Origin of the sequence: Flavimaribacter sediminis (genome assembly GCF_019492055.1) — a bacterium.
GTDB classification, from domain to species: domain Bacteria; phylum Pseudomonadota; class Alphaproteobacteria; order Rhizobiales; family Rhizobiaceae; genus Flavimaribacter; species Flavimaribacter sediminis.
The window spans coordinates 1,251,765-1,267,249 of sequence record NZ_JAICBX010000001.1; the positions used below are offsets into that span (position 1 = coordinate 1,251,765).

Annotated in this window: 16 protein-coding genes and 1 tRNA gene; 14 read left to right on the forward strand and 3 right to left on the reverse strand. The window is 57.7% G+C overall.

The features are described 5' to 3' along the window. The first annotated feature begins 151 nt into the window (after positions 1-151). The 6 genes from K1W69_RS05960 (at position 152) to K1W69_RS05985 (ending at position 5,359) form a co-directional block, all read left to right on the forward strand. Positions 152-958, forward strand: a complete 807-nt coding sequence (locus K1W69_RS05960) for a DUF4394 domain-containing protein (protein WP_258570816.1) — start codon at positions 152-154, stop codon at positions 956-958. Positions 959-1,102: 144 nt separating this feature from the next. Further along, positions 1,103-1,639: a sigma-70 family RNA polymerase sigma factor gene (locus K1W69_RS05965; RefSeq protein WP_220227382.1), complete on the forward strand. Its 537-nt coding sequence runs from the start codon at positions 1,103-1,105 to the stop codon at positions 1,637-1,639. Beyond that, entirely contained in the window at positions 1,636-2,349 is a 714-nt protein-coding gene (locus K1W69_RS05970) for an anti-sigma factor (protein ID WP_220227383.1), read from the forward strand. The genes K1W69_RS05965 and K1W69_RS05970 overlap by 4 nt, the downstream gene beginning before the upstream one ends. 236 nt (positions 2,350-2,585) lie before the next feature. Beyond that, positions 2,586-3,761 carry an elongation factor Tu gene (gene tuf / locus K1W69_RS05975; RefSeq protein ID WP_220227384.1) on the forward strand — a complete coding sequence of 392 codons (1,176 nt, stop codon included), beginning with the start codon at positions 2,586-2,588 and terminating at the stop codon, positions 3,759-3,761. A gap of 317 nt (positions 3,762-4,078) precedes the next feature. Then, positions 4,079-4,154 (forward strand) — tRNA-Trp (locus K1W69_RS05980). A 140-nt stretch (positions 4,155-4,294) separates the two neighbouring features. Next, a complete protein-coding gene (locus K1W69_RS05985) occupies positions 4,295-5,359 on the forward strand; it encodes a polysaccharide pyruvyl transferase family protein (protein ID WP_220227385.1) in 1,065 nt (354 codons plus the stop codon). A gap of 53 nt (positions 5,360-5,412) precedes the next feature. Here the strand turns inward: K1W69_RS05985 and K1W69_RS05990 are convergent, their stop codons facing one another. Further along, positions 5,413-5,862 (reverse strand): hypothetical protein, encoded by a 450-nt coding sequence (locus K1W69_RS05990; protein ID WP_220227386.1) that lies wholly within the window; start codon positions 5,860-5,862, stop codon positions 5,413-5,415. Between the two features lie 340 nt (positions 5,863-6,202). Here K1W69_RS05990 and K1W69_RS05995 point away from each other — a divergent pair, with 340 nt between their 5' ends. The 3 genes from K1W69_RS05995 (at position 6,203) to K1W69_RS06005 (ending at position 8,995) form a co-directional block, all read left to right on the forward strand. Next, positions 6,203-6,772, forward strand: a complete 570-nt coding sequence (locus tag K1W69_RS05995; protein ID WP_220227387.1) for a dual specificity protein phosphatase family protein — start codon at positions 6,203-6,205, stop codon at positions 6,770-6,772. Positions 6,773-7,059: 287 nt separating this feature from the next. Continuing rightward, positions 7,060-8,214 carry a M24 family metallopeptidase gene (locus K1W69_RS06000; protein ID WP_220227388.1) on the forward strand — a complete coding sequence of 385 codons (1,155 nt, stop codon included), beginning with the start codon at positions 7,060-7,062 and terminating at the stop codon, positions 8,212-8,214. 28 nt (positions 8,215-8,242) lie between these two features. Beyond that, the gene (locus K1W69_RS06005; RefSeq protein WP_220227389.1) at positions 8,243-8,995 is read left to right on the forward strand and encodes an IclR family transcriptional regulator; all 753 of its coding nucleotides are present in this window, start codon (positions 8,243-8,245) and stop codon (positions 8,993-8,995) included. A gap of 69 nt (positions 8,996-9,064) precedes the next feature. Here K1W69_RS06005 and K1W69_RS06010 read toward each other — a convergent pair whose 3' ends face one another. Then, the gene (locus tag K1W69_RS06010; RefSeq protein ID WP_220227390.1) at positions 9,065-9,847 is read right to left on the reverse strand and encodes an SDR family NAD(P)-dependent oxidoreductase; all 783 of its coding nucleotides are present in this window, start codon (positions 9,845-9,847) and stop codon (positions 9,065-9,067) included. A 174-nt stretch (positions 9,848-10,021) separates the two neighbouring features. Here K1W69_RS06010 and K1W69_RS06015 point away from each other — a divergent pair, with 174 nt between their 5' ends. Beyond that, a complete protein-coding gene (locus K1W69_RS06015; RefSeq protein ID WP_258570818.1) occupies positions 10,022-10,861 on the forward strand; it encodes an alpha/beta fold hydrolase in 840 nt (279 codons plus the stop codon). Beyond that, positions 10,861-12,027 carry an LLM class flavin-dependent oxidoreductase gene (locus K1W69_RS06020; protein WP_220227391.1) on the forward strand — a complete coding sequence of 389 codons (1,167 nt, stop codon included), beginning with the start codon at positions 10,861-10,863 and terminating at the stop codon, positions 12,025-12,027. The genes K1W69_RS06015 and K1W69_RS06020 overlap by 1 nt, the downstream gene beginning before the upstream one ends. A gap of 22 nt (positions 12,028-12,049) precedes the next feature. Here the strand turns inward: K1W69_RS06020 and K1W69_RS06025 are convergent, their stop codons facing one another. Beyond that, on the reverse strand, positions 12,050-12,730 hold the full coding sequence (locus K1W69_RS06025; protein ID WP_220227392.1) for a GntR family transcriptional regulator: 681 nt from the start codon (positions 12,728-12,730) through the stop codon (positions 12,050-12,052). A gap of 162 nt (positions 12,731-12,892) precedes the next feature. On the opposite strand from K1W69_RS06025, the gene K1W69_RS06030 reads away from it, so the two are divergent. The 3 genes from K1W69_RS06030 to K1W69_RS06040 all read left to right on the forward strand — a co-directional run bounded on the left by K1W69_RS06030 (position 12,893) and on the right by K1W69_RS06040 (position 15,460). Continuing rightward, positions 12,893-13,738 (forward strand): SDR family NAD(P)-dependent oxidoreductase, encoded by an 846-nt coding sequence (locus K1W69_RS06030; RefSeq protein WP_220227393.1) that lies wholly within the window; start codon positions 12,893-12,895, stop codon positions 13,736-13,738. Positions 13,739-13,752: 14 nt separating this feature from the next. Next, positions 13,753-14,415 carry an NADPH-dependent FMN reductase gene (locus K1W69_RS06035; protein WP_220227394.1) on the forward strand — a complete coding sequence of 221 codons (663 nt, stop codon included), beginning with the start codon at positions 13,753-13,755 and terminating at the stop codon, positions 14,413-14,415. 79 nt (positions 14,416-14,494) lie between these two features. After that, positions 14,495-15,460, forward strand: coding sequence for a TAXI family TRAP transporter solute-binding subunit (locus K1W69_RS06040; RefSeq protein WP_220227395.1), 966 nt, complete (start codon positions 14,495-14,497; stop codon positions 15,458-15,460). The last annotated feature ends 25 nt before the right edge of the window (positions 15,461-15,485 follow it).

Here is a 15,485-nt window from a genome sequence, read left to right on the forward strand (position 1 = left end):
GAAGCTACTGGTTTCATTGCGTAAACAGCTGTGTTGCGATAAATTTTGCAAAAATTCTTGTGCAATATGCATCCAAATCAGCCGTTCGGGGAGTCATGGGCGAGGTAATGGCCGCGAGATGTTGCGGCCTCAACCCGAGAGGAACTCGAGCATGAAACGACTGATGCAAATTCTCATGACCACCGCCTTCGCCGCAACCGCGACGATAGCGGCGGCCGACCACCATGGGGGCGGAATGACGGCGATTGCGTTGTCCGGTGACAAGACCCTCCACAAAATTGACGCCAAAACTGCTGAAGTAAAGGCTTCGATGGAAGTCGAAGGCGTCGGCAAGCTGCTGGGCATCGATCTTCGTCCCGCAACCGGTCAGCTGATCGGCGTGACAGACGCCTTCGAAATTGTTGAGATCGACCCGGAGAGCGGCAAGGCGACCGTCATCTCGCAAATGGACAAGGAATTGCCAGTTGAAGAAGGCGCCGCTGTTATTGTCGACTTCAATCCCAAGGCCGACAAGCTGCGGTTCATGTCAGGCGTAACCAATCACAGGGTTGATATCGAAAGCGGTGCGGTTACCGTCGATGGCAGCCTGGCGTTCGAGGGGAAAGACATGCATGCAGGCGAGACGCCGGATATTGTCGCCGCCGCCTACACCAATTCCTTTGGAATGCCCGAAGCAACGGCGATGTACGATATCGACCGCACGATCGTCGCTCTGATCCGCCAAACCTCGCCCAATGACGGTACGCTTGCGGCGATCGGCAAGCTCGGCGTTGATGGGACAGAGGTATACGCCTTTGATGTCGCGACGGATTCGGAAGGCGCCAATACAGCCTGGCTTGTATCCGGAAACATGCTTCATACGCTTTCGCTGGAAACCGGTCAGGTTGCCGAGAGCTGGGAGCTGAAGGGCGCTGATGGCGCGACGGTTCGCGATATAACGTTTATGACGGCTATGTGATCGTGGTCACGATCAGGCGGCGCGGTGATGACCGCGCTGCCTGCGAATACGTCTACGCAGGATTTGACAGGTACTGCGTCCTTGCATAACCACTTTTCCCAGTGGTCTGTCGCCGCGGCGCCGGACGGGGAGAATGCTACCGCCATGTCGGTCATAAACCATGCCGCTTTGATCAAGGCTTGCGCAAACGGTCGGCAATCCGCCCTGAAGGAACTCATGGAAGCGGAAGGCGGCCGTATGCTGGGTGTCGCTCTCAGGATGTTGCGGAGGCAGGACCTTGCAGAGGATGCGGTGCAGGACAGCTTCGTACTCCTTTGGCGAAGGGCCGGCCAGTTTGATGCTGCCCGCGGCAGCGCAAAGGGATGGATTTATACGATCCTGAGAAACAGATGCTTGACCCTGCTGCGCAATTCGGACCGGGAAATTTCCGTCGATCCGCAGGAACAGGAGGTCGCAGGCGACGATCATGTCCTGGATAGCGCCTGGAACAGGCTGGACGCCGCCAGCGATCTGCGTATGTGCCTGGAACTGTTGGAGCCGGAACGGCGCTCAGCTATTCTGTCGTGCTATATTCTGGGTTACAGCCACGGTGAACTTGCCGGACGCATGCAAGCTCCGCTCGGGTCCGTCAAGTCATGGATCCGTCGGGGTCTGCAAAAGCTCAGGGAGTGCATGGGATGACCGAACGCTCTCTCGACGACCTGATCGACGAAGTCGTAGTCGGACTGGCTTCCGAGGAGGACTGCGCGCGAATCGAGAAAATGGCCGAGCGGGATGCGGAAATCGCGGCCAGGCTGGATAGCGCGCGCATGCGCTACATGGCGCTTGACGAGACGGCGGATGAACTCGAACTGCCAGCGCAGATGTGGGAACGCGTCGCCTCAGACATCGCGACAAAGCAGGTTTCAACTGAGGACAAACCGCCGGAAATCGTTGACCTGACGCCAGCGATACGCAATCGGAACCGCTGGCGTTTGATGGCTATCGGATCCATGGCGGCGACCATCATGCTTGCTGTGGTTCTGGGCTGGACACTGAATGCGAGGTTGGAGCCGACGGTTATAGCCGTGTTGCTCGACGCCCAGGGGCAGCCGGTCGCGCTTGTGGAAGGCGCTCGCAACAACAAGACACTCGTGACCCTCCTGGAGGCGGCGCGAGTTCCTGACAATCAGGTCATGCAAGTCTGGACGAAGCCGGATAGCGACGGGCCGCCGGTTTCGCTTGGCCTGCTGCCATCAGAGCGCTCAGGAGTGCTCGAGGTGGAAGGTCTTCCATCTCCTGCGGCCGATCAGCTCTATGAAATCACTTTCGAGCCTTACGGCGGATCTCCAACGAACCTTCCGACCGGTCCGATTCTCGGAAAAGGTTTCGCAAAGACGCCGGTGCTTTAGCCGGTTCCAGGTAGAATACGCCCGCACAGGCGGCGGTTTCCGGTTTGTCCTGCAAGCGCCATGTTTCTTCAATGTCGCGCGAGATCAAGCGCCAACTGACGACTGCTTTTGCGATTGGGACTTGCACAGGCGACGCGAAAGCCTTATTGGGCCTTCGATCATCGGGGCTGCCAGGCCGGGAGCTCCCGATTCCGAGTGTCCAAGTGCAATCTGAAAGACAACAGGACTGGAATATCATGGCGAAAGGTAAGTTTGAACGCAACAAGCCGCATGTGAACATCGGCACGATCGGTCACGTTGACCACGGCAAGACGTCTCTTACGGCAGCGATCACGAAGTACTTCGGCGATTTCAAGGCCTATGACGAGATTGACGGCGCTCCTGAAGAGCGTGCGCGCGGCATCACGATCTCGACGGCGCACGTCGAGTATGAGACGGATGCGCGCCACTATGCGCACGTGGACTGCCCCGGCCACGCCGACTACGTGAAGAACATGATCACGGGCGCTGCGCAGATGGACGGCGCGATCCTGGTTGTTTCGGCGGCCGACGGTCCGATGCCGCAGACGCGCGAGCACATCCTGCTTGCCCGCCAGGTTGGCGTTCCTGCGATCGTTGTGTTCCTGAACAAGGTCGACCAGGTTGACGACGAGGAGCTCCTCGAGCTCGTCGAGATGGAAGTGCGCGAGCTTCTGGACTCCTACGAGTTCCCGGGCGACGAAGTTCCGATCGTGAAGGGTTCGGCGCTTGCTGCGCTTGAAGACTCCAACAAGGAAATCGGCGAAGACGCTGTTCGCGCGCTGATGAAGGAAGTCGACGCCTACATTCCGACGCCTGAGCGTCCGGTTGACCTGCCGTTCCTGATGCCGATCGAGGACGTGTTCTCGATTTCGGGCCGCGGCACGGTTGTGACGGGTCGCGTGGAGCGCGGCATCATCAATGTCGGGGACGAGATCGAGATTGTCGGCATCCGCGACACGAAGAAGACGACCTGCACGGGCGTCGAGATGTTCCGCAAGCTTCTTGACCAGGGTCAGGCCGGCGACAACATCGGGGCGCTGCTTCGCGGCGTCGAGCGTGAAGGCGTTGAGCGCGGTCAGGTTCTCTGCAAGCCCGGCACGGTTACGCCGCACACGAAGTTCAAGGCGGAAGCCTACATCCTGACGAAGGAAGAGGGCGGTCGTCATACGCCGTTCTTCACGAACTACCGTCCGCAGTTCTACTTCCGCACGACGGACGTGACGGGTGTTGTGACGCTTCCCGAAGGCACGGAAATGGTTATGCCCGGCGACAACGTTACGGTTGACGTTGAACTGATCGTTCCGATCGCAATGGAAGAGAAGCTCCGCTTCGCCATCCGCGAAGGCGGCCGCACCGTCGGCGCCGGCATCGTCGCGAGCATCACGGAGTGATGCTGGCAGATGCCGAAAGCAGCCGACGGCACTGTGAATGGGCAAAATGCGCGCAAGCGCGTTTTGCCAGCGGCGCCGGCATCGTCGCGAGCATCACGGAGTGAAGCTGGCAGATGCCGAAAGCAGCCGACGGCACTGTGAATGGGCAAAATGCGCGCAAGCGCGTTTTTCCAGCGGCGCCGGCATCGTCGCGAGCATCACGGAGTAGTTCCGCTGGAATTCAAGGCGCGCCGCCGCAAAGCGGCGCGTCTCCTGTTCGGTGGCGATTTGCCGCTTGAACCATGCAGGAAATGCGTCTAAACCCGCATCTGCTTCGTAGGGGTATAGCTCAGTTGGTAGAGCGACGGTCTCCAAAACCGTAGGTCGGGAGTTCGAGCCTCTCTGCCCCTGCCACTTCGAATTAGTTAGTGATTATTTGTATTGGTGACCACACGGATATTTGGTCATGGCGCTAAATCTGGGACCTCATCAAGAATACTCGATCTGGACGCTCGCGATTCTCGCGGCGCAATTAAGAATCAGAGGGTAACTTCATGAGCAATGCGCTGAAGGTAGGTGTGTTCGGATATTACAGCTACAGAAATCTGGGCGACAACGTGATGGCGTTTCAGGTTGCATCTCACATAAAGCGTGAAGGTCACCATCCGATTATCTTCACGAAGAACTCAATCGACATGGAAAACTGGGGGTTCGATCTTTGTTCCGATGTTGAGGATTTTGTAAAATCGGTGGATCTTATTTTTTTTGGCGGCGGCGGTCTTCTCATCCCCGGGCTGCGAAGGTCCAAACCCGGGGGTGGGGGATTCTCACCGGACTTGCGCCTTGTCCTGGATCTCGCAAACAAAAATGACGTTCCAATGTACGGGTTTTCTCTGGGAGGAATTGGGAAACCGCTTCAGGATATTGTTCCTGAAGAACGGCAGGACCTGGTCAAATGCCTGAAATATTTGACATTGAGAAATCGCGAAGATGTTCAGTTGCTGGAGCAGGCTGGCACTGCGGGTGAATTTTTGGAAGACATGGTTTGGGCAACCCCCAATTTTGTCGATGTTCAAGACAGTCCTAAAAGCCAACGTCGCCGCGTCGGGATGTGTCTCTACCGAGGAAGATCTTCCAAATTCAAAACTTTGCGGAGGATCATCGAACTTGTAGTCAGGATGCGTCAGGATATCGATTTTGTGTTCTACGAGGTCAATCCGAATGTCAACGGAGACTTTGGGTCGATCGCTGCCGCAGACAATTACCCAAATTGCACCCGGAAAACCTTAATTGACGTATCTGAGGCATGCAAGGAAGTCGCTTCACTGGATCTCATGATGACGACGCGATTGCACATAGGCGTAATGGCGATGAGCTACGGTGTTCCCAGCGTCGCGTTTGCAGGTGAAGCCAAAACACGACTGCTTTATCGAAACATTGGACGCGGACACTTGTTCTGGAACCTTGGTGAAGTCCATAAATTTGCCTACACATTTTTGTTTCCCGGCGCACTGTCCAGACTGATCGACACGGCTCCCTTGGATCGCAAAATAATGGAGCGCGCGCAGATCCATTTTCAACGCATGAGTGAAATATTGCAACGCGAGCGCCAGCACTGATTGCGTCTGCTTATCACCCGTCGCACAGGTTGCGGCGGGCGGTCGGTCGGCACTTACGCGCACACTCTGACTGGCGGCTCGTTTCGGGCCTCCCATTCAGCCCGAAGTCGGTCCATGCCGGCGATCAAGGCCTTGGTGACCTGGTCCCTGTATTGCGTGTCTTCGGTATGAAGCCACACGACGCCAGGGTCTTTTCCTTGCCGGCTAAGCGACAGCGCGAAACCGACGGGTTCGCCAGCGTAGGTGGCCAAAACGACATAACCCGTGTCCGGGCCGCCGCCGCCATGCCTTAGCAGCGAAAGTGTCCGGCCGATCCGGTTTTGATCGACGGGGCTGGAATATCGGCGGTTCGCCCGCTTCATCAGGCGAGTGACTTTCATGAAATCGCCGAGGGTTTCAGCCTGCCTGGTCTGCAGCGTGTTTTCTTCTGCGGGAAATGCAAGGTGCAACGGATAAGCTGTCGAATCTGACATCTGGTTCTTGTTGTAGGTATGACAAGTCATCTTCTGTCTCCTTATTCCAGGGATCAGTCTGCGGAGCGCCGGTTGCCCGACGACGCCTGATCCTGCAGACATCCAATGCGCCGTCTGGGCGGCGCCACCGGCAGAAACACTCTTCTCGGGGAGTTTGGTGTTTCGGCTTGGTTGTTTCTAATGTCGGTTGCCAATACGAATATTCAAATTAATTCGCCGTAACGTCGTGCGCATCCCTGACATGCGGCTTTCCTGGCCGATCGGACTCCGACTGCGGCGAAATTTCCAATTGAGGGGAGTGGTGCGTCTCGTGCTATCCTGGAATCGCTGCAGTCTGAAAACGCGGCGTATTATTGTTCTGGACCTGTCGATGAAGCACAAACCGAGGAAGTTGATCGTCGGAGCGGTCATATCCGTCGCTGTGATGGCCGGACTGTTCTTTGGCGGACTCCAGGCCACGGGAAATTTCCATCCGGTCGTCGACGGCGAACTCTATCGCTCCGGGCAGGTGACTCCCGAGCGCCTGACCAGATATGCACATGAATTCGGTATTCATACGGTGATCAACCTGCGCGGCGAGCAGCAGGGAGCGAACTGGTACGATCGGGAGATTGAAGCATCGAAGGAGCTCGGGCTCAGGCATGCCGATTTCCGGATGTCGGCTTCGCGAGACGTTTCTGTTGAACAGGCTCAGGCTCTTGTCGATTTGATGCGATCGGTTCCCAAACCTGTGCTAATCCATTGCAAGGCTGGTTCCGACCGCACGGGTCTGGCGGTGGCGCTCTATCTGGCCGCTATCGCGAATGCCGATGAAGAGACCGCGGAGGGGCAGATATCGGTCCGTTACGGGCATGTCGGCGTGCCATACCTGTCCGCGGCCTATGCGATGGATGAAAGCTGGGAGCATCTGGAGTCGTGGCTTGGGTTCGAGGGCTCCTGAAGCGATCCCATAGTGTCCGCGATCAATATCTTGACGATTTCGGGTGTTCACGCGGACCCTTTGCGGTTTTCCGCGGGGAAGCCGAAACGGATGTTTCACAATATCAGAACCTTAAGAATCCCTGGCGCATTGCCGGATATCGAGACGTCGCCGAAACAAAACTGACTTCGACGCGAAACCATTACTGATCCGCTGGTTGAGGCGCAGCACTAAAACCTGCTAAGGGTATTGTTCCGAATATAGTTATAACGTACCTTTAATCGGAACAATGGGTGATAAAATATAATATGACTGCGGACACCTTGGCAGGGGCGTGCAGGGAGCGTGCGTTCTCGTTTACAGACGCGGATGCGATTGTAACCGATAATCCGGATCACATCGGCTATCTTTGCGGCTACCGGTCCATTCTCCATGACATGGCGCCTTACCGGCAGTTGCTTGTCGCAACACGAGGCCGGAGCGCGCTGGTGACCGGCGCCAGTGACGCAGGCGCGGCGCAAGAGGTCGTTGGAGAATCCTGTCGAATTTGGCGATACGGGACATTTTTCGTCTATGGCGACGAAGACAGTGTGGCGACGCCGCCTGCCCATGCGGATTTTGGGGACGCTGTCCTGGCCGCCCTTGAATCCGAACTGCCGGACAAGGGATCCATATTGATTGATCTCGATCGTGCGGACACGATGGCGATTGTCGCCCAAACGTTATCAAATTGGCGGCGCTTGCCAGCGGCGAGCGTTCTCGCCAGATCGCGCGCGGTGAAACTGTCCGGCGAGTTGGATCGTCTTCGTCATGCCTCGCGGGCAACGGACGCCGCCATAGCGTCGGCAAGCAGGATGATACGTCCAGGGGTAACGGAGCTGGAACTGGCGGCCGAGATTTCGCGGATGATCGTCGGGGAAGGCGGCGTTCCACGATTTGTCGTCGTGACTTCCGGGGAGCGGAGTTCGCTGGTGGATGCTTTTGCGACCGAGCGCCGGATAGAACAGGGCGATATCGTGCGCATCGATGTGGGGGGGCGTTTTTCCGGGTATCATTCCGACATGGCGCGCAGCTTTTGTTGCGGCGAACCGGAGCCTCTGGCGGAACAGCGATACGATGCGTTGCTCGACGGCGAGCAGGCGGAACTCAACCTGATCCGACCCGGCGCTTCGGCGCATGACATATTCGAGGCCGCTGTCGCCGCCGTGCGAAAAGGCGGCATACCGGACTATCGGCGCAACCACTGCGGTCACGGCATCGGCATAGCTTCCCACGAATTTCCGTACATCGCATCCGGGAACGAGACTGAACTGGAGGCGGGAATGGCGCTTTGCCTTGAGACGCCATATTACGAAAGAGGGTGGGGCGGCATGATGGTCGAGGACACTGTTATCGTGACGAATGACGGGTATGAGCGCATTACGCCTTCGTCGCGCGCATTGCGACAGATCGCTTCGGTTTGAAAGTTTCGCGCATGCAGGAAGATTGCACATGACAAAAAACCAGTCTCTGGAACGCGGACTTGAACTCCTTGAACTTGTCCAGAAATCGGACAAGCCGCTTGGCACACGCGATATGGCTCGCAAGTTGGGGGTAAGCCCGGCCGCGGTTCAGCGTCTGGTCAATACGCTCAACGAAAGAAACTATCTGGCGCGTGATCCGGAAACGCGCCGCTATCGCGTCGGCTACCAGGCTATTTTGTTCGGCAATGCGATCGCGCGCAGTGACGCGCTGCTGGTGGAGGGTCGCAGAGAGCTGGAGGAGGTGACCCGAAAGCTTCGTGTGGATTCCTACATGGCGACGCTGCAGGGACAAAACGCGTTCTACCTTTTGTGCGTCACGGGAGAGGCGCTTGTCTCGGTGCGCTGCGAGCCTGGCGATACGATCCCGCTTCATTCCACAGCGATCGGAAAATGCATTCTGGCCAGCCTGCCTGATGCGGAGATACTCGAGATACTCGGCCCCGGGCCTTATCCGGCGATCACAGGCAGCACATTGACGACGCCGGATTCTTTTCTTGCCGAAATCGAAGCAACGCGCGAACGCGGTTACGCCATTGTCGAAAACGAAAATATTGAAGGCATCACGTCGGTCGGCGCATTGCTGGATCTGCCGAATGCGCCATCGAAAACAGCGATCAGCATTTCCTTCTCGCCATATTTCTCCAAAGATATCGACACGGAGGAGGCGGCAGCGGTTATCCAGGCCGCTGCAAGAAGAATTAGTCGCAGCGTCGCCATCTAGGGCGCCAATTGGCGCGTTGAGTTGGCATGAGCCGCATCGGCAGCTCCAAGATAATATCCGGCCGTCAGGTTACTTCGCCATGATTCCTCCGTCGACGGCTATGGTCGACCCGGTCATGAAACTTGAGGCCGGGGAGGCGAGGAGGAGGGCCAGCCCCTTGATCTCATCCGGTTCGGCAATACGGCCGAGCGGAACCATGGACGCAAACTGCGCCTCGACTTCCGGCTGGCGGATGCGCCCACCGGCGATGTTGGTCCGGAAGGGGCCGGGCGCAATGCCGTTGACCAAGACGTTGTAGCGCGCCAGTTCCATTGCCGCCTGGCGGACGAGATTGACCACGGCCGCCTTTGTCGCTGCATAGGCGTAACCGCACATGACTTCAGAGCGCAGGCCGGCGACGGATGACACCGCGATGATGCGGCCGGAGCGCTGTTGCTTCATGTGTTTCGCCGCCGCCTGAATAGTGGCGAAGACGCTGCTTAAATTCACATCCACGACCCGATCCCAACGCTCGTCTTCCACAGCGTTGATCTGACCTGCGTCGGTCAGATAACCGGGACCGGCGGTGATGCCGGCGTTTGCGACCACAACGTCGAGGCTGCCGCGTGATTCGGTTACGTCGTCTATTGTTTTACGCAGGAGAAACCGGTCGGAAACGTCCACGACTGTGGTCGTCGCTCGCTCGCCCAATGATCCGGAAGCCATAGCGAGGGCGTCGGCGTCGAGGTCCAGCAAATGGACATGCGCTCCGGCGGCGTGAAGACATTCGCTGATCGCCAGGCCAAGCCCGCTGGCGGCGCCCGTGACGACGGCGGTTTTCCCGTCCAGTGAAAACAGGTGATTCAAGTCCATTTCCTCCAAATGGTATACGATCTCTATGCCTAAAGTATTTTGCTGGATTTGCAAGATTGAGTTATCAAGGGATAAAATAAGCAAATAAAACAATATATTGTAATCAATATATCAGAAAATACGGCATGCGAAAAAAATATCGGTTGACGAAAAATGGATTATAAGGTGTACAATATGACGCAGGAAATAAGCCCGTTGCCAGATTGGGAGCGGAATGTCGGGGAGGAAATCGACACGATGAGTCACCAGGAATCCGTGGAAACGATCAACGGGTGTCGCACGCGTATCATGCGCGCTGGCAGCGGCGAGCCGCTGCTATTCTTGCATGGCGCGGCTGGCGCCGGCGCATGGCTGCCTTTCATGGAGGCGCTTTCAAAGAACTATGATATCATCGTCCCCGAACATCCGGGCTTTGGCGGCTCCGATACGCCGGACTGGCTGGATAATATCGGGGACCTCGCCTATTTTTATCTGGACGTCATCGATCATTTGGGTCTCGAAAGCGTCCACCTCGTCGGAACCTCGATTGGCGGCTGGATCGCAGCGGAGCTTGCGACGCGCAATTCCTCGCCCCTCAAGACGCTCACTCTTGTCGCGCCGGCCGGCGTTCATGTGAAAGGCGTCGTCAAAGGCGACATGTTCATGTGGTCGCCTGACGAGATGATGCAGAACCTTTTCCACAATCAGGAGATTGCGGCGGCAATGCCTCAGCCGAAGGACGACGAAGAAGTCATGGTCGTTCTCAAGAACCGTCTGATGACGGCCAAGCTCGGCTGGAGCCCGCGGTTCCACAATCCGGACCTGCCCAAATGGCTCCATCGCATCAGTGTCCCGACACTCATCATCTGGGGCGACGACGACAAGTTGCTGCCAGCCGAAATGGGTCCGACCTATCGCGACCTGATCCCGAATTCGACCCTCGACATCATCTCCGGGTGCGGACATCTGCCGCATGTCGAGAAGGCGCAGGAGTTTACGAGGAAGGTCGCCAGTTTCATTGAGGGAGCAGCGTGATGAAATTTTATATGATGCACCTCATGCCCTATGCCGATCTGGATCTTGATTACGACCAGAAATTCAATTCGGCATGGATCACGCTGCCCAACAGCTATTACGATCCGAAGAAGGGCGCCAAGCTTTACAATCGTTATCTCGACGAACTCGAATACGCCGACCAGCTTGGCTTCGATGGCGTCTGCGTGAACGAGCACCACCAGAACGCCTACGGACTGATGCCTCAGCCGGGCGTGATGGCCGGAGCGCTGGCGCGACGGACCAAAAAGGTCAAGATCGCCATTCTGGGTCGCGCGCTGCCGCTGTTGAACAACCCCGTCACCGTGGCGGAAGAATTCGCGATGGTCGACAACATCACAGAGGGTCGTCTGATCGCCGGCTTCGTTCGCGGCATTGGCGCGGAATACCATGCCTGGAGCTCCAACCCGGCCAATTCGCACGATCGTTTCCATGAGGCGCATGACCTGATCGTCCGCGCATGGACGGAGACCGGGCCATTTGCCTTTGAAGGCAAGCACTACGAGTTCCAGTACGTCAACCTTTGGCCGCGTCCGTATCAGGAGCCGCATCCGCCGGTCTGGATACCCTCGCAAGGTTCAAGCGAGACGATTGATTGGGCGTCGCATCCCGACCGCCGCTACACCTATCTCCAGACCTTCACGCCGGTGACGATGCTCGCCAAGTACATGGCCATGTACAGGGAGCGCGCGCTTGAGCAGGGCTACGAGGCGACCGAGGATCAGCTGGGCTGGTCGGTGCCGGTCTATGTCGCTGAAACCGACGAGATCGCGCGTCGCGAGGCCAAGGATCACATAGAGAACTTCCTCAACAAATTCCTGCGGATGCCAAAGGAAATGTTGCTGCCGCCCGGATATCTGTCGCTGCGCTCGATGATGGGCGTCATGAAGGCAAAATCCGCTATTGGCGGCAAGCAGACGATCGACGACGTCATCGACAAGGGCATGTTCATCTGTGGCAGCCCGGAGACGGTGCGCTCGCGCCTAGAACAGTATCAGACCGAGATCGGCTTCGGTCATCTTCTGACGCTGCTTCAGTTCGGTACGTTGCCGGCTGAACTCACCCGAAAGAACATGGAAATCTACGCCAGCGAAGTGATGCCGTACCTTCGGGAAAAAACATCTGCTGAACCGGCGATGGCGGACTGATGTCTCGGCAGATCCGGATGGTTCATTCCGGTTCCGGATTGGGATCGGTGAGAATGGACAGGAGGTGGGCGTTCATCGCCGCCTCCGCCCAGTCGGGATTGCCTGCTTTCAGGGCGTCAATGATTTCGCGGTGCTGGCGGTGCGTCCGGCGCGTGCGGTCTTCCAGCGGTTCACGGTAAAAATTGAAGATGGAGGGTGGCAATTCCAGCGCTGAGGCAAGAATGCGATCCAGGCGCGGACTGTCGGCTGCTGAAGCGATTGTTGCATGGAATTCGTTATTGAGGTGGTCGAATTGAGACAGGTGACCGTGCCAGCCGAGCTTGGCGAAAATGCTCTCCATCTCCCGTTCGAGTTCCTCGAGATGGTCGATTTGGGAAGGCGTGATTCGGCGCGCGGCCCGGCGGGCGCCGTGCCCTTCGAGCTTGGCGCGCAGCCGAAACACTTCGGCGACCTCCGACATGGAAAAGTTGGCGACCTGTCCGCGCCGGTAGCGTTCAAGCACCACGAGACCTTCGTTGGAGAGACGTTGCAAGGCTTCGCGGACCGGCGTTCTGCTGACGCCGATCTGGTCAGCCAACTTCGCCTCCTGCAACGCCTCACCGGATTTGAGCTCTCCGGTGACGATTGCCGAGCGGATGTGACGATAGGCGATTTCGACGGCGCCTCCGGATTCGGCTCCATCCTTCGGTGTTCTGTTGTTCATGCGTCCCGGTCCGATTCTGTCCATTCCATTCGCACGCTCTGCGCGAAAGGGCAAGCTGATGAAAGTTGCATGCCAAAACAATCAAAATCAACGGATAAACGGTGATGGTGACTATGTTTTGTGTACCATTGTTATACGCTGCACGGCGTTTTGGGAGGCGTCATGAAGATTGATCCGGGACTTGTGGCATACGTTTCTGGCGGTGGTTCAGGCATAGGCCGGGGCTTCTGCGTTGAACTGGCGCGCCGCGGCGTGCATGTCGGCGTCTGCGATATTCGCGGCGAAGACGCGCGTGAAACGGTGCGTTTGATTGAAGAGGGCGGCGGCAAGGCCATTGCGCTTGAGACCGATGTTTCTGACCAGTCCTCCGTCGATGCGGCCGCAGACGCGATTGAATCCGTTTTCGGCGATGTCAGCCTTGTCTTCAACAACGCCGGTGTCGCCATGCACGGCGTGCCGGTCGAAGAGATCAGCCTTTCGGAATGGGACTGGGTAATTGGCGTCAATGTCATGGGCGTCATCCATGGTGTACGCACATTCGTTCCCCGTCTCAGGAAGGCCGGCAAGCCCGCCCATATTGTCAATACGGCGTCGATCGGCGGTTTTCAGGTAAATCCTGACTTCCTGACGGTCGCCTATTCGATGACGAAATACGCTGTCGTCGCGTTGAGCGAAGGATTGCGCAACGAACTTGCTGAAACGCAGACTGGTGTTTCGGTGCTCGCGCCCGCAGCTGTCGATACGGGCATTCATTTGTCTGAACGCAGCCGCCCGGAACGGCTGGGCGGGGCTTATGTGCGGCCGGAAAACCATTTTATGGGCGAGCTGATCAAAGATGGCGCGCAGCCTGAGGACATCGCCAACATCGTTCTGTCAGCCATCGAGAGCAATTGCTTCTATATCTTCCCGCATCCCGAGACGCGTCCCTGGCTGGAGCGCAGGTTCAGCGAAATTCTCGACGCCTACGGTGCGGCCGAAGCAGCAGCCAAGCCGCTTGCGGCCGAATGATGAAAGGAAACCAGATGCCTGAGCAAACAATCAGATTCAACGGGCGGCCAGATGGCGCATCGGCGGGCAGGGCGGTTCCGCACATTGTCGGCATCGGCGGAACGACCCGTATCGGATCCAGTTCAGAAGCCGCGCTGCGTTTCACTCTGAAATGCGCCGAAGCAGAGGGCGCGAGCGTCGAACTGATCGCCGGCCCGCTCCTTGATTTGCCGAATTATGACCCGTCTGACGAGCATCGCTCTCCGTCAGCCCTGCGGCTTGTGAAGTCTCTGCGCAAGGCGGACGGCGTCATCATATCGACGCCAAGTTATCATGGTGGTATTTCCGGCATGATCAAGAACGCGCTCGATTATGTGGAAGACATGCGGGACGATCAGGAGCCATACTTCGAAGGCCGGAGCGTCGGTCTGATCGTGTCGGCCTACGGCGCCCAGGCGCTTGGCATCACCATGGCGTCGACCCGCTCTATCATTCATGCGTTGCGCGGCTGGCCCACACCCTACGCCGCGACCCTGAATTCAGCCGAAAAGCCGTTCGCAAACGGCTTGCCGGCGAATGAATCCGTTGCCGAGCAACTGCGCATCGTCGCACAGCAAACCGTTGCATTCGCCAATATGAAATTAGCTGGCGGCAGCGGCGCCCGACAGGCTGACACATTATCGGCAGCCAACGGGTAATCATCTTGCGTCCGGCTGTGGAGGCTGCCGGACATCTGTTTTGTTGGATCCGAATGATTCGGAAAAAGGGAGGAAATCCATGCGAAATCTACTTGTTACTCTTGCGTCCGCGGTTGTTGTCAGCGCAGGCGTGCTGACGGGCGCGGCCAATGCCGAGACCGTCTCAATGGCCACGTTGCCGCCGGGCGCAATCAACAATGTACAGGCACAGGCGATTGCCAAGGTGCTTCAGGAAAACACCGATCTTCAGGTCCGCGTCGTCAGTTTCAACGGACCGGCGGCGATCCTCGGCTCCGTGCAAAATGGTCAGGCGGAATTCGCTTTCGTATCCAATGACGAGGCCGGTGTTGCCTTTCAGGGTGTTGGAGAACATGACGGCCGGGCCATGGAAGATCTGCGGCTTGCTGTGACTGCGTTCCCGTTCAAGGTCGGCATTCTCGTGCGCAAGGATTCCGGCATCAACAGTGTCGCCGACCTGAAAGGCAAGCGTTTCCCGACTGGCTGGCAGGGGTTCAAACAGGGCATCGATCTTTCGAACGCCATGCTCGCCACCGCCGGTCTTAGCCTCGACGACATGGACGGCGTGCCAACCGCCAATCTGCTTCGCGCCGCCGACGACTTCAAGGCGGGCAGGCTTGACGCCACGATCTTCGCCGTAGGCGCGCCGAAGGTCGCCGAACTGGACGCCGCCGTTGGCATCAAGTTCCTGGATCTGCCGGATACGGAAGAAGCGGCTGCTGCGATGAACGCGGTGCGTCCCGAATACCATCTGGCCGAGCAGGCTCCGGCGCCGCATCTTGCCGGCGTCGATGGAGAAACCACCCTTATGGAATATGCGGTTACCGTTGTCGTCAACGCCAATGTTTCCGACGAAATGGTCCAGAAGGTTGACGAAGCGATCTACGCCAACAAGGAAGGCCTCGTGGCTGGCCACCCCTCCTTCAATGCGATGACCCAGGAGGGGCTTTCGATGAAGCAGCCGCGCGTTCCCTACCATCCGGCTTCGATTGAGTTCTTCAAGGAAAAGGGCATCTGGCAGGAGTAAACCTGCCAGTCCCGTTCCTGAAGAT